The organism is Caballeronia cordobensis, assembly GCF_001544575.2.
GTDB lineage: Bacteria > Pseudomonadota > Gammaproteobacteria > Burkholderiales > Burkholderiaceae > Caballeronia > Caballeronia cordobensis.
In genome coordinates this window covers 15,326-34,165 of sequence record NZ_FCNY02000027.1, presented here as the reverse complement: position 1 = coordinate 34,165, position 18,840 = coordinate 15,326, and the positions used below count along the sequence as shown (strand labels likewise).

At 64.9% G+C, this 18,840-nt stretch carries 20 protein-coding genes; 13 read left to right on the top strand and 7 right to left on the bottom strand.

Annotation, left to right across the window (positions count from 1 at the left end; translation table 11 throughout):
* Nucleotides 1–10 precede the first annotated feature (10 nt).
* From glnH to phnF, 4 genes are all read right to left on the bottom strand, one after another.
* On the bottom strand, nt 11–757 hold the full coding sequence (gene glnH, locus AWB70_RS33555) for a glutamine ABC transporter substrate-binding protein GlnH (protein WP_014251722.1): 747 nt from the start codon (nt 755–757) through the stop codon (nt 11–13).
* Between the two features lie 169 nt (nt 758–926).
* On the bottom strand, nt 927–1,487 hold the full coding sequence (phnN, locus tag AWB70_RS33550) for a phosphonate metabolism protein/1,5-bisphosphokinase (PRPP-forming) PhnN (protein WP_053569806.1): 561 nt from the start codon (nt 1,485–1,487) through the stop codon (nt 927–929).
* Nucleotides 1,484–2,191, bottom strand: coding sequence for a DUF1045 domain-containing protein (locus AWB70_RS33545; RefSeq protein WP_053569807.1), 708 nt, complete (start codon nt 2,189–2,191; stop codon nt 1,484–1,486). Before AWB70_RS33545 ends, phnN begins: the two co-directional genes overlap by 4 nt.
* Nucleotides 2,188–2,943, bottom strand: a complete 756-nt coding sequence (gene phnF / locus AWB70_RS33540) for a phosphonate metabolism transcriptional regulator PhnF (protein WP_014251725.1) — start codon at nt 2,941–2,943, stop codon at nt 2,188–2,190. Before phnF ends, AWB70_RS33545 begins: the two co-directional genes overlap by 4 nt.
* 161 nt (nt 2,944–3,104) lie before the next feature.
* Between phnF and phnG the strand changes: the two genes are divergently transcribed.
* The 10 genes from phnG (at nt 3,105) to AWB70_RS33490 (ending at nt 12,607) form a co-directional block, all read left to right on the top strand.
* Entirely contained in the window at nt 3,105–3,593 is a 489-nt protein-coding gene (phnG, locus tag AWB70_RS33535) for a phosphonate C-P lyase system protein PhnG (RefSeq protein ID WP_053569808.1), read from the top strand.
* Nucleotides 3,590–4,213 carry a phosphonate C-P lyase system protein PhnH gene (phnH, locus tag AWB70_RS33530; protein ID WP_053569809.1) on the top strand — a complete coding sequence of 208 codons (624 nt, stop codon included), beginning with the start codon at nt 3,590–3,592 and terminating at the stop codon, nt 4,211–4,213. Before phnG ends, phnH begins: the two co-directional genes overlap by 4 nt.
* Nucleotides 4,213–5,313 carry a carbon-phosphorus lyase complex subunit gene (locus AWB70_RS33525; RefSeq protein ID WP_053569810.1) on the top strand — a complete coding sequence of 367 codons (1,101 nt, stop codon included), beginning with the start codon at nt 4,213–4,215 and terminating at the stop codon, nt 5,311–5,313. The genes phnH and AWB70_RS33525 overlap by 1 nt, the downstream gene beginning before the upstream one ends.
* Nucleotides 5,310–6,164, top strand: a complete 855-nt coding sequence (locus AWB70_RS33520; RefSeq protein WP_014251729.1) for an alpha-D-ribose 1-methylphosphonate 5-phosphate C-P-lyase PhnJ — start codon at nt 5,310–5,312, stop codon at nt 6,162–6,164. Before AWB70_RS33525 ends, AWB70_RS33520 begins: the two co-directional genes overlap by 4 nt.
* The gene (phnK, locus tag AWB70_RS33515) at nt 6,161–6,931 is read left to right on the top strand and encodes a phosphonate C-P lyase system protein PhnK (protein ID WP_053569811.1); all 771 of its coding nucleotides are present in this window, start codon (nt 6,161–6,163) and stop codon (nt 6,929–6,931) included. Before AWB70_RS33520 ends, phnK begins: the two co-directional genes overlap by 4 nt.
* 7 nt (nt 6,932–6,938) lie before the next feature.
* Nucleotides 6,939–7,709, top strand: a complete 771-nt coding sequence (gene phnL / locus AWB70_RS33510; RefSeq protein WP_053569812.1) for a phosphonate C-P lyase system protein PhnL — start codon at nt 6,939–6,941, stop codon at nt 7,707–7,709.
* Entirely contained in the window at nt 7,703–8,836 is a 1,134-nt protein-coding gene (locus AWB70_RS33505) for an alpha-D-ribose 1-methylphosphonate 5-triphosphate diphosphatase (RefSeq protein ID WP_014251732.1), read from the top strand. Before phnL ends, AWB70_RS33505 begins: the two co-directional genes overlap by 7 nt.
* Before the next feature lie 179 nt (nt 8,837–9,015).
* Complete coding sequence (locus AWB70_RS33500) at nt 9,016–10,380, top strand: MFS transporter (RefSeq protein WP_014251733.1); 1,365 nt, start codon at nt 9,016–9,018, stop codon at nt 10,378–10,380.
* 297 nt (nt 10,381–10,677) lie between these two features.
* A complete protein-coding gene (locus tag AWB70_RS33495; protein ID WP_232355485.1) occupies nt 10,678–12,186 on the top strand; it encodes a methyl-accepting chemotaxis protein in 1,509 nt (502 codons plus the stop codon).
* A gap of 139 nt (nt 12,187–12,325) precedes the next feature.
* Nucleotides 12,326–12,607, top strand: a complete 282-nt coding sequence (locus AWB70_RS33490; protein WP_053569813.1) for a hypothetical protein — start codon at nt 12,326–12,328, stop codon at nt 12,605–12,607.
* Nucleotides 12,608–12,696: 89 nt separating this feature from the next.
* Here AWB70_RS33490 and AWB70_RS33485 read toward each other — a convergent pair whose 3' ends face one another.
* Together AWB70_RS33485 and AWB70_RS33480 are read right to left on the bottom strand one after the other, a co-directional pair.
* Entirely contained in the window at nt 12,697–14,262 is a 1,566-nt protein-coding gene (locus AWB70_RS33485) for a serine hydrolase (RefSeq protein WP_053569814.1), read from the bottom strand.
* Between the two features lie 106 nt (nt 14,263–14,368).
* A complete protein-coding gene (locus tag AWB70_RS33480; RefSeq protein WP_041732036.1) occupies nt 14,369–14,782 on the bottom strand; it encodes a VOC family protein in 414 nt (137 codons plus the stop codon).
* A 116-nt stretch (nt 14,783–14,898) separates the two neighbouring features.
* Between AWB70_RS33480 and AWB70_RS33475 the strand changes: the two genes are divergently transcribed.
* The 3 genes from AWB70_RS33475 (at nt 14,899) to AWB70_RS33460 (ending at nt 18,034) form a co-directional block, all read left to right on the top strand.
* Complete coding sequence (locus AWB70_RS33475) at nt 14,899–15,837, top strand: LysR family transcriptional regulator (protein WP_053569815.1); 939 nt, start codon at nt 14,899–14,901, stop codon at nt 15,835–15,837.
* A 36-nt stretch (nt 15,838–15,873) separates the two neighbouring features.
* Nucleotides 15,874–17,004 (top strand): FUSC family protein, encoded by a 1,131-nt coding sequence (locus AWB70_RS33470; protein WP_053569816.1) that lies wholly within the window; start codon nt 15,874–15,876, stop codon nt 17,002–17,004.
* 802 nt (nt 17,005–17,806) lie between these two features.
* Nucleotides 17,807–18,034: a hypothetical protein gene (locus AWB70_RS33460; protein WP_041732039.1), complete on the top strand. Its 228-nt coding sequence runs from the start codon at nt 17,807–17,809 to the stop codon at nt 18,032–18,034.
* A 45-nt stretch (nt 18,035–18,079) separates the two neighbouring features.
* Here the strand turns inward: AWB70_RS33460 and AWB70_RS33455 are convergent, their stop codons facing one another.
* The gene (locus tag AWB70_RS33455) at nt 18,080–18,835 is read right to left on the bottom strand and encodes an AAA family ATPase (protein ID WP_045452879.1); all 756 of its coding nucleotides are present in this window, start codon (nt 18,833–18,835) and stop codon (nt 18,080–18,082) included.
* Between the last annotated feature and the right edge of the window lie 5 nt (nt 18,836–18,840).

Here is an 18,840-nt window from a genome sequence, read left to right as displayed (position 1 = left end):
TGGCCCGCGTTCAGGACTTCGCCGGCTCGACGCCGAACCATTTCTTGTAGATCGCCGCATAGCGGCCATCCGCCTTGATCTTCACGAGCTCCGCGTTGACCTTCGCGACGAGCGGGCTGCCCTTCGGAAACGCGATGCCGTATTGCTGCGCCATCATCTGCGGGCCAACGGCCTTCACGCGCGACTTGCCCGCCGTATGGATGTAGTAGAGGACGTTCGGCGTGTCGTGCATCGCGGCATCGACGCGGCCGGTCGCGAGTTCGAGATACGCGTTGTCGATGTTCGGAAACGCGCGCAGATCCGTGCCCTTGAAGTTCGCCTTCGCATAATCGGCGGACGAGGTGCCGGTCTTGATCGCGAGCGTCTTGCCTTTCAGGTCGTCCGGTCCCTTGATCGCGCTATCGGCCGGCACCATCAGCGTGAAGCCGCTGTCGTAGTAGCCGTCGGAGAAGTCGATCACTTTCTTGCGCTCTTCCTTGATCGTGATGCCCGCGAGCGCGACATCGACGTTATGCGTCTGCAGCGCGGGCAGGATGCCGCTGAAGTCCATCGGCTGGAGCTTGTAGTCGATCTTCAGATCCTTCGCGATTTCCTTCCACAGATCGATGTCGAAGCCGACGTATTCGTTGCCCTGCTTGAATTCGAACGGCACGAACGCGGTGTCGCAGGCGACCAGCAGCGTCTCGGCGCGGGCCGCGCCACTGACGAGAGAGAACGCGGCGACGGCGGCCACGGCGAGTTTTGCGGCGAATTTCATGATCGACCCCTTGTCGAAGTGGTGGCAAGTCAATTTGCTTGATTACAGAACACGCAAATCTATTTGCGAAGTGTCGGCGAACGAAAATCCACTTGCAACTGAGGGTATACGCGGAGAAGGGGGCCGGGTCCGCGCCGCCGTCTGCGACGCGGAAGGCGAAAAAGCGGCGTTAAGCGCGGCCCGCGAGCGCGAGCAAGTCGAGGAATTGCGTACCCGCGTCGGCGAGCATGCCGGAGTTGTCGATCTTCACGACATGCGCATGCGCGGGCAATTCGAACGCGGGACGCCGCGCGAGGCGCGCTTCGATCTGCCGCGCATCTTCGCGTCCGCGACGCGCGAGACGTGCGGCGAGCACCGAAGGCGCGGCATCGATATGCACGAAGCGCGCATCCGGATAACGTTCGAGCGCGAGTTCCGCATGTTGCCGCGAACCGTTGACGACGACCGGCATGCCGCGCGCGAGCCATGCATCCAGCTCTATGCCGATGCCATAGCAAAGACCGAGGCTTTCCCAATGCATCGCGAAGAGGCCGTACGAAAGCCGCGATGCGAATTCGTCGTGCGAGAGCACGATGTGATTCTCGCCGTCCGCCGCCGCGCGCGTGATGTAGCGATGCGAAAACATCACGTGCGCGCCCACGCGTTCGCGCGCGAAGCCGAGCAGCGAGTCCTTGCCCGCGCCCGATGGCCCCATCACGTAGATCAGCTTTGCGCTGTCGAATCTGGTCATGCCACGACATCCTGTGCGTTGTTGAACGGAAGGCGCTGCCATAGCGTGAACGGCGCGCCCGGCGCGGGCTCGATGAAGAGCGCCGCGCCATGCATCGGCAAGGGGCCGAGCGTCTCGATGCGACGCGTCCACTCCGACATGATCGATGCGCGCGCGCTGGCGTCGTCGAGCGAATCGGAGAGCGTCATGTGGAAGTGGTATTCATCGAAGACATACGGATAGCCCCATTCGCGCAGCAGCGCGATCTGCCGTGCGCTCATGCCGGCGCCAATGCGGCGCTCGATGCTTTCGCGCGACGGCACCGCGCGCAGCGCGGCGAGCGCCTGCAATGCGTTGCCGGCGAGCGTGCGCAGCCAGTCGTCGTCGAAGGACTGCGCGGGACGCAGCGCGACGAAGTTGCCGAGTTCCGCGGCTTGCACCGGCATGTCGAAGCGCGGTACCGAACTGGCCCAGGCGCGCGCGCACGCGAGCACGTCGGCCAGCTCGATGCCCGGCGCCAGGTGAAACGGCGCGATGAGCGTCGCGTGCCAGCCATAGCGGCGCGGCGCGTGCGTGAGGGCATGCGCGGGCGTGGCGCTTTCCAGGCCGTTCTCGGCATCGCGGCCGAGCCATTCGCACCCTTCGCGCCACCATGCCGACGATGCGGGCGGCGCGTAATAGAGGGCCACGCGCGGATTGCCGCCATTCACGTGCGCGCCGCTCATAGATCGTGCTCGATCATCAATTGCACGCGATCGGCGGCGAAATGCGTGATGCCGTATTTGATGGGCACGCCGTGCTCGTCGACATCGACGTTTTCGACCCACAGCACCGGCTGCTGGCGATTGATCTGCAAGCGCCGCGCGACCTCCGACGAAGGCAGCACGCTGCCGATGCGGCTCCATTTGCGCGTGTAATCCTTCACGCCGAAGGTTTCGAGCGCGGCGCTCACGCCGCCCGCCGCTTCGATCGCCGCGGGCAGCTCGTTGAAGCGCGCGGCCGGATACCAGTTGCGCGCATAGGTCATCGGAATGCCGTCGGAATCGTGACGCGTCTCGATCTGATAGACGAGCGTGCCCGCGCGCACGCCGAGCGCCTTCGCGACGGACGGATCGGCCTTCACGCGCTCGGACGTGAGCACGACGCCCGCCGACGCATGTTTCTGACGCCGCAGATTCTCGGTGAATCGCGTGCGCCGCCCGATCTGATAGTCGATTGCGCCGGGCTGCACGAAGGTGCCGCGCCCCTGCTCGACGCTGACGAGGCCCGTCGCCGCGAGCCGCAACATCGCGCGGCGCACGGTATGACGATTCACGTCGAAGCGCTTCGCGAGTTCCGCCTCGCTCGGCAGCCGCCCCTCGTCGCCGAAGCTCTTCGCGGCGATCTCGGCGGCGAGAATCTGCTCGATCTGCCGCCAGACCGCGACCCCCGCGCCGCGCTCGACCGCATGAGGCGCGGCATTTTCGTTCGATGTCATTGCGCTGTCATTCCTGTCGGTTTGAATATCGTTCTCCCGGATTGTAGTGCGCAACTCGTGATGGAAATGTGAAAGCTTCACCACATGACCAAACGTCTAGACGACTAGATAAGACCACGAGTAGCATAGCGAGAACCGGTCCTACAGACATAGGGAAAGCGATGAGTACTTCAATGGAGCCGCACGCGCCCCACGCGCGGGGCCGCCGCGAATGGATGGCGGTGCTCGCCCGCACGCCGCGCGAGGCGCTGCGAGCGGCGCTGGACGCGGCGCTCGACGGCGAGCGCCTGCCTGCTTACGAATGGCTGCGCGCGCCGGATATCGGGCTTGCGATGGTGCGTGCGCGCATCGGCGGCACGGGCGATGCCTTCAATCTCGGCGAGACGACCGTGACGCGCGCCACGCTGCGTGTGCGCACCGGCGACGGCAGCGCGCCGGTCGGCGTCGCGGTGCACATGGGCCGCGACAAGGAACGCGCGATGCTCGCCGCGCTCGTCGATGCGCTGCTGCAAATGCCGCACTACGCGGACCGCTTGCAGGCGCGCGTCATCGAGCCGCTGGCCGCGCGCATCGCGGACGAACGACATCGCAGGCAAGCGCAAGCGGCTGCAACGAAAGTCGAATTCTTCACGATGGTGAGAGGCGAATGATGCAGATCGACATGACCACGCTCGTGCCCGGCTTCAACGACACGGTGCACGACGCGCAGCGCGTGTTCCGCGCGCTGCTCGATGCGCTGTCGCGCCCCGGCAGCATCGTCGCGATCGATGCCGCGCTGCCCGATAACCACGCGCTGCGCGATGCGCTCGCGGGCCGCGTGCCGCTCGCCGCATTCGCGTCGCTGCTGGCGATCACGGATTATTCGACGCCCGTCCATATCGACCGTGAAGACAACGTGCTCGGCGATGCGCTGCGCTTTCACGCAAGTGCGCCCTTGACGAACGATCGCCGCGAGGCCGCGTTCGCCTATATCGATGATGCGCGCGCCATGCCTTCGCTCGAAGCGTTCTCGCATGGCGAGCCCGAATCGCCCGAAGATGCCGCGACGTTGTTCATTCGCGTGCCGTCGCTGACCGAAGGCGAGCCGCTCGTGTGGCGCGGTCCGGGCATCGCACAATCGCGCACGGTGGCGATCGCGGGACTGACGCGCGCGTTCTGGCATCAGCGCGCGACGCTTACCGCGCTCTTTCCGTGCGGCATCGATTGCTATTTCGTGGCGGGCGGCGCGCTCGCCGGCCTGCCGCGCACGACGCAAGTGGAGGTGAACTGATGTACGTCGCGGTCAAGGGTGGCGAACGCGCCATCGAACGTTCATGGGACGTGCTTGCGATGAAGCGCCGCGGCGACCTCGCGGTGCCGGAGCTCTCCGTCGCGCAGATTCGCGAGCAGATGCGGCTTGCCGTCGCGCGCGTGATGACCGAAGGCTCCGTCTACGACGAAGACCTCGCCGCGCTCGCGATCAAGCAGGCGGCGGGCGATCTCGTCGAGGCGATCTTCCTGTTGCGGGCGTATCGCACGACGCTGCCGCGCTTCGGCTATACGCTGCCGGTCGATACGGAAGCGATGTGCGTCGAGCGCCGCATTTCAGCGGCATTCAAGGACATTCCCGGCGGGCAGATGCTGGGCGGCACCTACGATTACACGCAGCGTCTGCTCGATTTCACCTTGCTCGCCGAGGGCGAACACGCCAATGGCGCGGCTATCGAAGAAAAGGAATCCGAAGCAAAGTCGATGCCGCGCGTGCTTTCGATGCTCGACAAGGAAGGGCTGATCGAACAGGAGCGTGCGCACGAGAACGCGCCGGAACCGGGCGATCTCTCGCGCGAGCCGCTGTCGTTTCCCGCGGATCGCGCCACGCGCCTGCAAAATCTCGCGCGCGGCGACGAAGGCTTCCTGCTCGCGGTCGGTTATGCGACTCAGCGCGGCTATGCGCATAGCCATCCGTTCGCGGGCGAGATCCGTCAAGGCGAAGTCGCGGTGGAAATGCATATCGACGAACTGGGCTTTGCGGTCGAGATCGGCGATATCGACATCACCGAATGTCAGATGATCAATCAGTTTGCGGGCAGCGGCGAGGTGCCGCCGGCCTTCACGCAAGGTTATGGCCTCGCCTTCGGCCATTCGGAACGCAAGGCCATGGCGATGGCGCTCGTCGATCGCGCATTGCGCGCCGAAGAGCTGGGCGAAACGGTCGGCTCGCCGACGCAGGATGCGGAGTTCGTGCTGTATCACAGCGATAACGTGGAAGCGTCCGGTTTCGTGCAGCATCTGAAGCTGCCGCATTACGTGGACTTCCAGTCCGAGCTCGAATTGCTGCGCCGTTTGCGCGCGGCGCACGGCGCGGACGGCAACAAGGAGAATGCGGCATGAACGCGCTCACCGAAGGGTATAACTTCGCGTATCTCGACGAGCAGACCAAGCGCATGATCCGCCGCGCGCTGCTCAAGGCCGTGGCGGTGCCGGGTTATCAGGTGCCGTTCGCATCGCGCGAAATGCCGCTGCCGTATGGATGGGGCACGGGCGGCCTGCAGGTGACGTCGGCGATCATCGGCGAACGCGATACGCTGAAGGTCATCGATCAAGGCTCCGACGAGACCACGAATGCAGTGAATATCCGGCGCTTTTTCGCGCGCACGGCGGGCGTGGCGACGACCACGCGCACGGCCGATGCGACCATCGTGCAGACGCGTCACCGCATTCCCGAAACGCCGCTCACGGACAAGCAGATCCTCGTTTATCAGGTGCCGATGCCCGAGCCGCTGTTCCGTCTGGAACCGCGCGTGACGGAATGCAAAAAGCTGCATGCGCTCGCGGACTACGGTCTCATCAACGTGAAATACTATGAGGATATCGTGCAGCACGGCAGCATCGCGACGACTTACGATTATCCGGTGATGGTGAACGAGCGCTATCTCACATCGCCATCGCCGATCCCGAAGTTCGACAATCCGAAGATGCACATGAACCCGGCTTTGCAGTTGTTCGGCGCGGGGCGCGAACGGCGCATCTACGCCATCCCGCCTTATACGAAAGTGAAGAGCCTGGATTTCGAGGATCATCCTTTCAGCGTGCAGAAGTGGGCGCATGCGTGCGCGCTGTGCGGCTCGCGCGAGAGCTTTCTCGACGAGATGATCGTCGACGACGCAGGCAAGCGCATGTTCGTCTGCTCCGACAGCGACTACTGCCACAGCCGCCGCGGCGACGACGAGGTGATGCGATGAACGCACTGCTCGAAGCAAGACGCCTCACGAAGCGTTATGACGGGCGCGGCGGCTGCGTCGATGTCGATCTCGTCGTCCATCCGGGCGAAGTGCTGTGCATCGTCGGCGAATCGGGATCGGGGAAATCGACCTTGCTGAATGCGCTCGCGTTGCGCAGCGGAATCGACGGCGGCGCGCTCGCCTACACCACGCGTGAAGGCGAAGCGCTCGATCTGCTGACGCTCGCGGAACCGAAAAAACGCCTACTGTCGCGCACGGAATGGGGCTTCGTGCATCAGAACGCGCGCGATGGCCTGCGCCGCAACGTGTCGGCGGGCGCGAACATCGGCGAGCCTTTAATGGCAATCGGCGCGCGCCACTATGGCCGGCTGCGCGAAACGGCGGCCGACTGGATGAGCCGCGTCGAGCTGGACGCCGCGCGCATCGACGAACTGCCTTCCGCGTTTTCGGGCGGCATGCAACAGCGTCTGCAGATCGCGCGTAATCTGGTGACGGGACCGCGTCTCGTGTTCATGGACGAGCCCACCGCCGGCCTCGATGTCTCCGTGCAAGCGCGGCTGCTGGACCTGCTGCGCACGCTGACGAGCAAGCTCCATCTCGCGGCCGTGATCGTCACGCACGATATCGGCGTGGCGCGTCTGCTCGCGCATCGGCTGATGGTGATGAAGGACGGGCGCGTCGTCGAAAGCGGACTCACCGATCAGGTGCTCGACGATCCGCAACATCCTTATACGCAGACGCTCGTGGCGTCCGTGTTGCCGGTCTGAGGTGAACATGACATTGAGTAATGAATTCGTCGCGAACGATGCGCTGATGCTGAGCGCGCGCGATATCGAAAAGACGTTCACGCTGCATCAGCAGGGCGGGGCGCGCATCACGGCGCTGTCGGGCGTATCGCTCGATGTGGCGCGCGGCGAATGCGTCGTGCTCGCGGGCGCTTCGGGCGCGGGCAAGAGCACGTTTCTGCGCTGCATGTACGGCAACTATCTCGCGACGCGCGGCAAGATCGCGATTCGCGACGACAGCGCGCCTTCGCGCCACGTCGTGCTGACCGATGCCCTGCCGCACGAGATCATCCGCCTGCGCAACACCACGATGGGCTACGTGAGCCAGTTTCTGCGTGCGATTCCGCGTGTGTCGTCGCTCGATCTCGTCGCGGAGCCGCTCGTGTCGCGCGGCCTCGACGAAGACGAAGCGCGCGACCGCGCGAGCGCGCTGCTCGAACGCCTCAACGTGCCGCGCCGTTTGTGGACGCTCGCACCCGCCACGTTCTCCGGCGGCGAACAGCAGCGCGTGAACATCGCGCGCGGGCTGATCGCGGCGCATCCGCTTCTGTTGCTCGACGAACCTACCGCGTCGCTCGATGCCGGGAACCGCGACGTGGTCGCCGATCTGATCGTCGAGGCGCGCGAGCAGGGCGCGGCGATCGTCGGCATCTTTCATGACGAGGACACGCGCGAGCGCGTCGCGACGCGCATCGTGCGGCTCGCGAGCGCGAACGCCGCGTCCGTTCAAACCGAATCCGGGATATTGCAAACATGCTGATCAAGAATGCGCGCATCGTGACGCGCGATGAAGACTTCGTGGGCACCGTGCGTATCGAGGACGGACGCATCGCGGAGATCGCGCCGGGCAATACCGCCGCGCGCGAGGCGCAAGACTGGGGCGGCGATTATCTGCTGCCGGGCTTCGTCGAACTGCATACGGACAACATCGAAAAGCATCTCGCGCCGCGTCCGGGCGTGCTGTGGAATCACGAGGCGGCCATCATCGTGCATGACGCGCAGGTGGCGGCGGCGGGCATCACGACCGTGTTCGATGCGCTGGGCGTCGGTTCGCGTCCCGAAGACGGCGTGCGTGGACGCGAGTTGCAGGTGCAATGCGCGCAATCGATCGGCAAGTTCGTCGAGCGCGATCTGCTGCGCGCGGATCACTTCCTGCATCTGCGTTGCGAAGTCGGCACGACGGATGTCGTCGAAGTGTTCGATTCGTTGTCCGCGCATCCGCTCTTCAAGCTCGCATCGGTGATGGATCACACGCCGGGTCAGCGCCAATGGCAGGATCACGAGAAATGGCGCAAGTATCAGGAGCGTCACGGCAAGTGGAGTGACGAGCACGCGGACAAGATTCTCGCCGAGCTTGCCGAACATCAGCAGCGCTATGCGGCGAAGCATCGCGCGGATATCGTCGGGCGTTGCAAGGGTTTGAACATCTCGCTCGCGAGTCACGACGACACGCTCGTCGAGCACGTCGAGGAAGCGGCGCGCGACGGCATCGCGCTGGCCGAATTCCCGACGACGCTCGAAGCGGCCCGCGCCGCGCGCGCACACGGCATCGCGACGATCATGGGCGCGCCCAATGTCGTGCGCGGCGGCTCGCATTCGGGCAATGTGTCGGCGCTGGAACTGGCGAAGGAAGGGCTGCTCGATATTCTCTCGTCGGACTACGTGCCGTCGAGCCTGCTGATCGCGGTGTTCGATCTCGTCGGCAAGGCGGGCTGGTCGCTGCCGCGCGCCGTCGCCACGGTTTCGTGGGCGCCGGCGCACGCGGCGGGACTCGCGGACCGCGGCGCGATCGCGACGGGCCTGCGCGCGGATTTCGTGCGCGTCGCGGCGGTGGACAACGTGCAGGTGCCGCGCGAAACCTGGCGCGCCGGACGCCGCGTCGCCTGACAGACAGGCTTCATTCCCGGCGCTTTCGTCATACGCGGGTAAGCCCGCGTTGACGAGGCGCAAGCTTCTTCAGTACCCTCAGCGCGAGTTCGCTATGTGAATCGCTGTTCGTCCAGCGAACATTTTGGTCCGGGGCGCGCTTTTGCCGGTTGCGCGTCCATCATCGAAAAGGGAATGAAGTGAGTAGAAGTCCTGCCGTGAACGTACAGACGTTCATCAACGAGCATCCGTTTTCGCCGTTTCAATGGCTGATCTTCGGAATGTGCTTCGTGATCGTCCTGCTGGACGGTTTCGATACCGCCGCCATCGGTTTCATCGCTCCGTCGCTCGTGACCGAATGGGGCATCAGCCGTCCGGCGCTCGCGCCCGTGCTGAGCGCGGCGCTCTTCGGCCTCGCCGCGGGCGCGTTGCTCTCCGGGCCGCTGTCCGACCGGCTCGGCCGCCGCGCGATGCTGCTTTCGTCGGTGCTGATCTTCGGCGTCGCGTGTCTCGCGTCGTCGTTTTCGGCCGACATCACGCAACTGACGGCGCTGCGCTTCATCACGGGCATCGGCCTGGGCGCCGCGATGCCGAACGCCGTCACGCTGATGAGCGAGTTCTGCCCCGACAACCGCCGCGCGACGCTCATCAATCTGATGTTCTGCGGCTTTCCGCTGGGCGCTGCCTTCGGCGGCTTTCTAGCGGCGTGGATGATTCCGCATTTCGGCTGGCGCAGCGTGCTGGTGCTGGGCGGCGTCGCGCCGCTGGCGCTTTCGGTGCTGCTCATCGCCACATTGCCGGAATCGGTGCGCTACATGGTGGCGAAAGCGAAGCCCGTCGAGAAGATTCGCGCGACGCTCGCGCGCATTTCGTCGGACGCGATGCAGGCCGGCTCGTTCTTCATGACCGAAGCCGCGCCGGCGGCGGCGGGTCAGAGCGGCATGAGCGTGGTGCTGTCGCGCCAGTACATCGTCGGCTCGGTCATGCTGTGGATCACGTATTTCATGGGCCTCGTGATCTTCTACGCGTCGATCAACTGGATGCCGATCCTGCTCAAGGAATCCGGCCTGCCGCCGCAAAAGGCGACGCTGATTTCCGCGCTGTTCCCGCTTGGCGGCGTCGGCGCGGTGCTGTGCGGCGTGCTGATGGACAAGTTCAACGCGAACCGCATCATCGCGGCGTGCTATGCGCTCACGGCCGTGAGCGTGTATCTGATCGGTCAGGCGGCGGGCAATGTCGGCATGCTGGTGCTGGTCGTGTTCCTGGCGGGCGTGCTGATGAACACCGCGCAATCGTCGATGCCCGCGCTCGCCGCGGCGTTCTATCCGACGCAAGGGCGTGGCACGGGCGTCGCCTGGATGCTGGGCATCGGGCGATTCGGCGGCATCGCGGGGTCGTTCCTCGTCGCCGAACTGACGCGTCTGCACTTCACCTTCGGCGGCATCTTCGCGACGATCGCGGTGGCGGGCATCGTTTCGGCGGTCGCGTTGCTGATCAAGCAGGCCGCGCATCCGCAGACGGCCATGGCGAGCGATCTGAAGTCGACGGAGCCTTTGGGGCATTAACTCCGGGCATTTACTCCGGTCATTGATTCGACGTGTGTGGCAGTAGTTGAGCGCCCCGTGCGACTTCGGTCGCGCGGGGCGTTTTTTGTTGCCTGAAGCGCCGCCCATCCCTCCCTAAAGAACCCCCGCGCACGGCCGTTAATCTGCACGCAGCTTTCGAAATCGAGGCCGTGCCGCCCTCCGGCGCGCAAACGTAAAAGAGCCACGATTCGAAAGCCGCACAGCGTGCGCCGCCCGGGCGCTCTCCCTCGGCTCTTCCATCAGATCGTGAAAAAACTCTCTTTCAAAACCAAGCTCATGAGCATCGTGGGCTTCGTATGGCTCAGCCTGATTCTTCTTTGCGCACTCAACGCGATCTCCACGAAACACGCCCTGATGCAAAACCGCCAGGACGGGCTCGCCGAACAGGTTCAATCGGCGACGAGCGTCGTCAGGTTCTACGTGAAGCAGGCGCAAAGCGGCGCGCTGCCCGAGGCCGAGGCGAAGCGGCTCGCCATCGCCAGCGTGCGCGCAATCCGTTACGGCACGAGCGGCTACATCGGCATTCTGGATTCGAAGCTGTTCCAGATCATGAACCCCGTGCGGCCCGATACGGAAAACAAGATCAACGATTTCGTCGATAGCACCGGCAAGCACTTCACGGCCGAGATCGTCAAGCACGGTCTCGATGGCTCGCATATCACGACCTATCTTTATCCGAAGCCCGGCGAGCAGGAGCCGCTGCCCAAGATCACCTACGGCGACTACGTGCGCGAATGGGACTGGCATGTCTATTCGGGCGCTTACATCGACGATATCGACGCGGCCTTTCGCGTGATCCTGCTGAAGTCGCTGCTGCTCATCGGCGCGATCGGCGCGGCGCTCACGTTCGCGATGACGCTCATCATCCGCGGCGTGCTGAAGAGCATTGGCGGCGATCCGCAGGACGTGGCGACCGTCTGCCAGCGCATCGCGGCGGGCGATCTCGCGCAAGCCGTGCACGTGCAGCGCGGCGACGAGTCGAGCCTCATGCACTCGATGCACACCATGCAATCGCGTCTCACGCAGACCATCGCGCAGATCAAGCTGGTCGCGGACGGCATCACGGCCGCATCGCGCGAGATCGCCGACGGCCATCACGATCTGTCGTCGCGCACCGAGGAGCAGGCGGCTTCGCTCGCGGAAACGGCATCGAGCATGGAAGAACTCACCTCCACCGTGCGCCTCAATTCCGATAACGCCGGCCAGGCGACCCAGCTCGCGGCGAGCGCTTCGGCGACGGTGGAAAGCGGCAGCGGCGTCGTGCTCGGCGTCGTCGCGACGATGGACAAGATCGCGGGCAGCTCCGAGAAGATCGTCGATATCATCGGCGTGATCGAAGGCATCGCGTTTCAGACCAACATTCTCGCGTTGAACGCGGCCGTCGAAGCGGCGCGTGCGGGCGAGCACGGGCGCGGTTTCGCGGTGGTCGCATCGGAAGTGCGCGCGCTCGCGCAGCGTTGCGCCGCCGCCGCGAAGGACGTGAAGACGCTCATCGACGAATCGGTGACGAACGTGACGGCGGGGCAAGACCTCGCGCAGCAATCGGGCGACACGATGCAGCAGATTCTCTCGTCCGTGACGCGCGTGTCCGACATCATGAGCGAGATCTCGACGGCCTCTTCGCAGCAGACGCAGGGCATCGAGCAGGTCGGCGTCGCAATCACGCAGATGGACGCGGTCACGCAGCAGAACGCCGCGCTCGTCGAGCAGGCGACGGCCGCCGCCGCCGCGCTCGCCGTGCAGGCGGAAGAGTTGAAGCGCACCGTCGCCGTGTTCAAGACCTGAAAACTTTCATCGGAGACTTCGGCGTTTGCGAATCGTCAGACCGTGGCATAGCGCGTGCTGACTCGTAACGTGCGACCGGACCGCCGCGCTTGCGGCGGCCGGCAGGCATTTTTGCAAACCGCCAACAGGAGTCTCCGACATGAAACGTTTCGCCCTTCCCGCCGCTGCCGGCGCTTTCGCGCTCGTCTGTGCGTCCGCTTTCGCGCAGGACAATCCGCCGAGTTCGAACACCGGCCTTCAGGCCGGCGACAACGCACAAACCACGCAGCCCGCGCACGCGAAGCCGCACGCCAACAAGTCTGCGCATTCGAAGCAGATGCACAAGAGCCCGATGAACGCGGGACCGTCCACGGAACCGGGCGGCACCGCGACGCCGAGCGGCCCCGGCGCGCCCGTCAGCGCGAGCGGCTCGGGCAAGTAAGCAGCAAGTAGCAGGTAGCAAGCAGCGCGCGATGAAAGCACAAACGGGACGCCCGCGCGGCGTCCCGTTTGCTTTTGATGCGCGTTGCTTTAGCGCACGAAGGTGCCGAGGCCGTCCGCGTCGTAATATTCGAGCGTCACGCGATCGCTCAGGAACGAAGCCTTCGAGATCGTGCCGGGGTTCGCGTTTTCGTTGACGAACGCGAACGTGAAGACATCGCCGTCCCAGTGCGAGAGCGGCAGCGTCAGCGGACGAGGACCGATCACGATGGCGAGCGCGCCGCCGTTATCGACGACCTGAATCGGCCCGAAGTAATCGTTCTTGTACGTGCCGACGTAGGTCGACAACGCACGCGCGGGCAGCGGCGAAGCGGGCGGCGTCGCGCCGACGAGCGAACCCGACGGCTTCGTGAGCGGCAGGAGCCCGTCGTTGTAGCGCTTGAACCAGTCGTGCTGGACGGAGCCGTATTGCACGATGTCGAAGAACTGCTGGTTGAGCGCTTCCGGCACGCCGACCGGATAGCCGTTCGTGAGCGCGACGATCGCGAGATTCGTCGATGGCACCACCATGATGTTCGTCGCCGCGCCCACGCCGAACGCGCCCGAATGGCTGTACGACGGTCGTCCGGCTTCCGTCTGTCCCACGTTGAAGCCGTAGCCGTAGAAGCCCGCGGGGCGGCCGTCGCCGGGCGGCGAGCTTTGCACCTGCGCGGTCGTCGCGGCGGCGAGGGCGTTGGCATCGACGATGCGGTTGCCGTTGAACACGCCCGCGCCGAGCATCATCGCGAGCCACTTCGCCATGTCGTTGACCGACGCGCTCACGCCGCCCGCGGGCGATTGCGCATCGGGCATCGTGCCCGCGCCCTGCACCCATTGATCGCCGCGCTTCACGTGCCCGGTCGCGCGGTTCGGCCGCGCAATGAAATCGGCATAGCGCGAGCTCGTGCTCGTCATGCCGAGCGGCTTGTAGAGCACGTTTTCCGACAACGTCGCCCAGTCGACGCCCGCCGCGGCCGCGACGGATTCCGCCGCCGCCGTCAGGCCGAAATTTGTGTAGAAGTACGAATGACGGAACGGATGCAGCGGCAGATAGCGCAGGCGCTCGAGCACGTCCCGCTGGCCGTAGCCCATGTCTTCGAGCGTGTCGCCGGCACGATCGGGCAGGCCCGACTGATGCGAGTAGAGATCGCCGATGGTGAGGGCCGCGCTCACGTCTTCATCGGACAGCGTGAACCACGGCAGATGCGCGCGCACCGGCGTATTCCACGCGATGCCGCCCGCGCCGACCTGATGCGCGACGACCGACGCGCCCACCGACTTCGATACCGATGCGAGCTGGAACACCGTGTCGGCATCGACCGTCTGGCCCGAACCGACGAGCCGCGTGCCGAAGCCTTTGGCGTACACGGTCTGCGTGCCGCGCACGACCGCGACGGCCATGCCGGGCACGCCGGTCGTGCTTAGAAGGGCGTTCGCGAGCGCGTCGAGTTGTGCAAGAGCGGCGTTGATGTTCGCGTCCGGCACGGGGCCGGTCGACGATCCGCCGGATGGCGTCGATGCGTTGGCGTCGCCGGAATCCGAACCGCCACCGCACGCGGCGATCGTGCTGCACAGCGCCGCGCCGAGAAAGCGTCGGCGTCCCTCCAAAGGTCTCATTCCCGTCTCCCCGATGTCGCGCACGGCGCGCCCGACGGATTCTATAGTGGAAACGATCCGTCAGGCACGCGTCGCACGAACGAAAGGAGACGCTTGGGCGAACGCGTTACTTCGCGAACAGCGACGACATATTGGCGAACGCCTTGATCTCGACGGCATTGCCCGAAGGATCGAGAAAGAACATCGTGGCTTGCTCGCCGACTTCGCCCTTGAAGCGCACATGCGGCTCGATGATGAAGCGCGTGCCCGCGGCGCGCAGCTTGTCGGCGAGTGCTTCCCATTGCGGGATCGACAGCACGACGCCGAAGTGGCGCACCGGCACCGCGTCGCCATCGACCGCGCTCGTCGAACGATGCCCGATTTCTTCCGGCGCGAGATGCGCGACGATCTGATGCCCGTAAAAATCGAAATCGACCCAGGCGTCGGAACTGCGGCCTTCCGGGCAGCCGAGCAGTTCGCCGTAGAACTCGCGCGCGGCGGCGAGGCTGTGGACGGGGAATGCGAGGTGAAACGGCGGCATGGCGTGATTCCTTTTGTCATGAGTGGGGAGACGATGAACCACAGTCTATTCACAAATATCGGTGTTGAAAAACGATATATTGCGGGAGTCATCCCCAATTTTTTTGATGAATCGACATGCTGCGCGAACTTCAGACTTTCATCGCGGTGGCGCGCCACGGCACGTTCGCGGGCGCGGGCGCGCAGATCGGCCTCACGCAATCGGCCGTGAGCGCGCAGATGCAGCGCCTCGAAGCGCATCTCGGCATGACGCTGTTCGACCGCACCGGGCGTTCCGCGACGCTCAACGAGGCGGGCCGGCGCACGCTCGAACTCGCCGACGAACTGCTCGCGCTCTACGCGCGCCTGTCCGAACCGGAGGGCGGGGACGGGCGCGGCGGTCTGCTGTCGGTCGGCGCGATCGCGTCCGCGCATGCGGCGTTGTTGCCCGATGCGATCGGCGCGTTCAGGCGCGCGTCGCCCGCGTGGCGCATCCGGCTCGTGCCGGGCGTGTCGCTCAATCTGCTCGCGAGCGTCGATGCGGGCGAGATGGACATGGCCGTCATCATCCGTCCGCCGTTCTCGCTGCCGGCCGAGTTGCGCTGGCGCACGCTCGCCGCGGAGCCGTTCGTGCTGCTCGCGCCCGCGGCGAAGAAGGGCGCGCACTGGCGCCAACTGATCGAGTCGGAGCCGTTCATCCGCTATGACCGGCGCTCGTTCGGCGGCCGGCAAGTGGACATGTTCTTGCGCAAGCGGCGCATCGCGGTGCGCGATTCGATCGAAGTCGATGAACTGCCGGGCATCGCGCAACTGGTCGCGCGCGGGCTGGGCGTGGCGCTCGTGCCGGTGTCCGATGGCATCGGCGCATGGCCGCGCGGCGCGGTGGCGCTCGATCTCGGCGACGACGTCTTTCATCGCGAGATCGGTCTCGTCGAGCGCGCGCGGCGTCTGCGCACCGACGAGCCGGATGCGGCGGCGCGGCTGGCCGACTGCATCGTCGAGGCGGCGCGGCAAAGCGGGCCGCGCGCGCCGGCCGGGCGTGCACGCGCGCTGAAGACTCGGCGCGGCATCGCCTAGAATGCGTGGCAGGCGCGTGTTCCTACGGTGACGTCCATGGATGACGAGCAGCACATCGGCGACGCGAAAGCGCGCCTCACGGATTCGGCGGCCCTGCTCGCGCGATCGGGCGCGCGTCGCGTACGGGGGGCGCTCGCGTGGATCGATCGAGTCGATCCGGGCACGCATCGGCGCATCAAGGGTTTGCGGCTCGTGACCGCGTACGGACTCGCGGCGGCGCTCGGCGCGCTGCATGACGTGACGCAGCGCGTGCCGATGGGCGTGTCCGTCGGCGCGCTCGCGGGCGGATTCGCGCTGTGGGCGAGCGTGTCCGAGGCGCGCACGACACGCTACGAATCGAGCCGCGATCTGGCCATGCTGTGCATCGCCGCGGCGTTCGGCGCACTCACGTTCGCGCTGTTCGGGCCGATGTTTCGTGAACTGGGACGGGGCGGCGCCGAACTCATTCTCGTCACGGGCGCGTTCTTCGCGGGTTATCTCAAGCGCTTCGGGCTGACCGGGGCGGGCATCGGCTCGCAGCTTTATATCGGGCAACTTCTCGGCTATGGAATGGATCTTTCGCCCGGCGATGCGTCGGCGATTCTGATCGCGCTGCCGGTCGGCATGCTCGCGGCCATCGTGCCGCGTGTGTTGAGCGGACCGGCGGAGCATCCGGCGCTGCTGCCCGCGCTGGCTTCGGAGCCTGCATATGGGCGCGAGGCGATATCGCCTGCTACGGCGATGGGTCTGCAGGCTGCGTGCGGCGCGCTGGTCGTGGTGGCGCTCAATCGCGTGTTCGGGCTCGCGGAGTCGGCGTGGGCGATTACGGCATGCGTGTATGTCGTCGCGACTTCGGCGGTGGGGACGGCGGATCGCGTCAGGCGGCGGATTTATGGGACGCTGGTTGGCGTGCCGCTTGGGCTCGTGTGTTTGCCGCTGGCGGAGCATTGGCCGCTTGTCGTGTGGGGGTTCTCCGCTTTGGCGATGATTGCTTATGCGATGGCGCTGCCGGAGCGGTATGACATCGCGTGTGGGGCTTTTGCGTTTGTGCTTGTGGTGACGCTGGCTGCCAGCGGGGTGCATTCGGTTTCTTTGCTCGCGGCGCGGGCTTGGGAGACTTTGCTTGGGGGGGCTTTGGGGTTGGTGGCTTCTAGGGTTTTGTTTCCTTTGAAGGTGGTTAGGGGGTAGGGGGTCTTTGTTTTTTGGTTTTTTGGGTTTCGTGGAACTTGCTTTGTTGTTGGTTTATTAGCACTGCCCCTCCCCGGGGCGGGGGTAACTTTCTTTGCTGCTGCAAAGAAAGTCACCAAAGAAAGCAGCTTTGTCACCGCCCGCGGTCACACGCACGTTGGCCACTCTTCTCCTCGGGGAACGGCCCTCGCCTAAAGAGTGCCCTCAAAGAAACAACCGGGCTTGGATCGCGCACGGTCTGACAAACCAGTGCGCGAAGCGCACTGGCGCAGCACGAGATAGCACCGGCACAGCGCTGCGCGCTGCCGTTGGGTATGCGAGGGAAACCAGCGAACACGAATGCACTCGCATACCCAGTTCACCCATCGGCCGCGAAGCGGGCTGGAGCTTGAAATGGCTGTACCAGTTTGTTGTGTGGTGCGAGGTGACGGACCGTGCGCGATCCAAGCCCGATTGGGCCTATGGGGGCACTCTTTAGGCGAGGGCCGTTCCCGGAGGAGAAAAATGGTCAAACTGCGTGTGACCGCGGGCGGTGACAAAGCTGCTTTCTTTGGTGACTTTCTTTGCAGCAGCAAAGAAAGTTACCCCCGCCCCGGGGAGGGGCAGTGCTAATAGACCGACACGAAAGCAAGCTCCACGAAACCAAACCAAAAAACCCATCCATCCCTACCCAACCATCCGTAGGGATTTCAACCGCAAAACATGCAAGTAGACTGCGATCACATTTCAGAAGCTCGATTGCTGGCAGGCAGTGCAAGTGAGGCCGATGAAGTGGTTACGTGAAACCCTCAGGAGCACTATCATGATCGGCAATCTCAAAGGCATCATCTTCGTCACGGCGCTCGCCGCCGCTTCTTATGCGCTCGCAAGCGGCTACGGCCCCTCGCCGTATTACGCGCCGATGGACGGCGCCCCCGCTTCGCAGCAAGGCATGAACCTGCAGACGATGGCGCAGGACGCTCAGCCAAGCAACGACGCGAGCGTCGACAAGTCCAAGCAAGACAGCCCGCTTATTCAGGCGCAAGACTGAGACCGGCAGGCTCAGCGTCCTGCCCGGCCGCATCGGCAGGACGCTTCAGCGCTCGCCGTCGAAAAGCGTGCGCAACATGCGCTCGGGATTCGCAAGAAACGCGCGCGTCACCTTGAAATGCTCGGTGTCTTCATACGCGACCCGCGCGATGCCGTCTTCTCCGAACTGATAGATCCACGCATCGGGATAAGCCATGAGAATCGGCGAATGCGTGGCAATGATGAACTGCGAATCGTCATTGACGAGATCGTGAATACGCGCGAGCGCGGCCAACTGACGCTGCGGCGAAAGCGCGGCTTCCGGTTCGTCGAGCAGATAAAGCCCTTGCCCGCCGAAACGCTCCATCAACAGCGTGAGAAACGACTCGCCATGCGACTGCTCATGCAGCGACCTGCCGCCATATGACGCGATAACCGGCGGGCCGAAGCCGGGTTCATCGTCGAGCTGCTCGATTTCCGTCGCTACATTGAAGAAGCTTTCCGCGCGCAAAAAGAAACCGTCGCGCGGCCGCTTGAATCCCTTCGCGATGCGCAAATACTCGTGCAGCGGCGAATGCGACACGCGCGTGCCGAAGCGAAAATTCTTCGTGCCCCCTTCGGGATTGAAGCCCATCGAGACGGCGATCGCTTCGAGAAAGGTGGACTTGCCCGAGCCGTTCTCGCCGACGAGAAACGTGACCTTCGGATGCGGCTCCAGCATATCGAGCGCGCGCACGGCAGGCAGCGAAAAGGGATAAGCGTCGAAGGACGGCGCCTTGTCGCGCATGAGCGTGATGCGGCTGATGTATTGCGTCGAGATCATCGCGC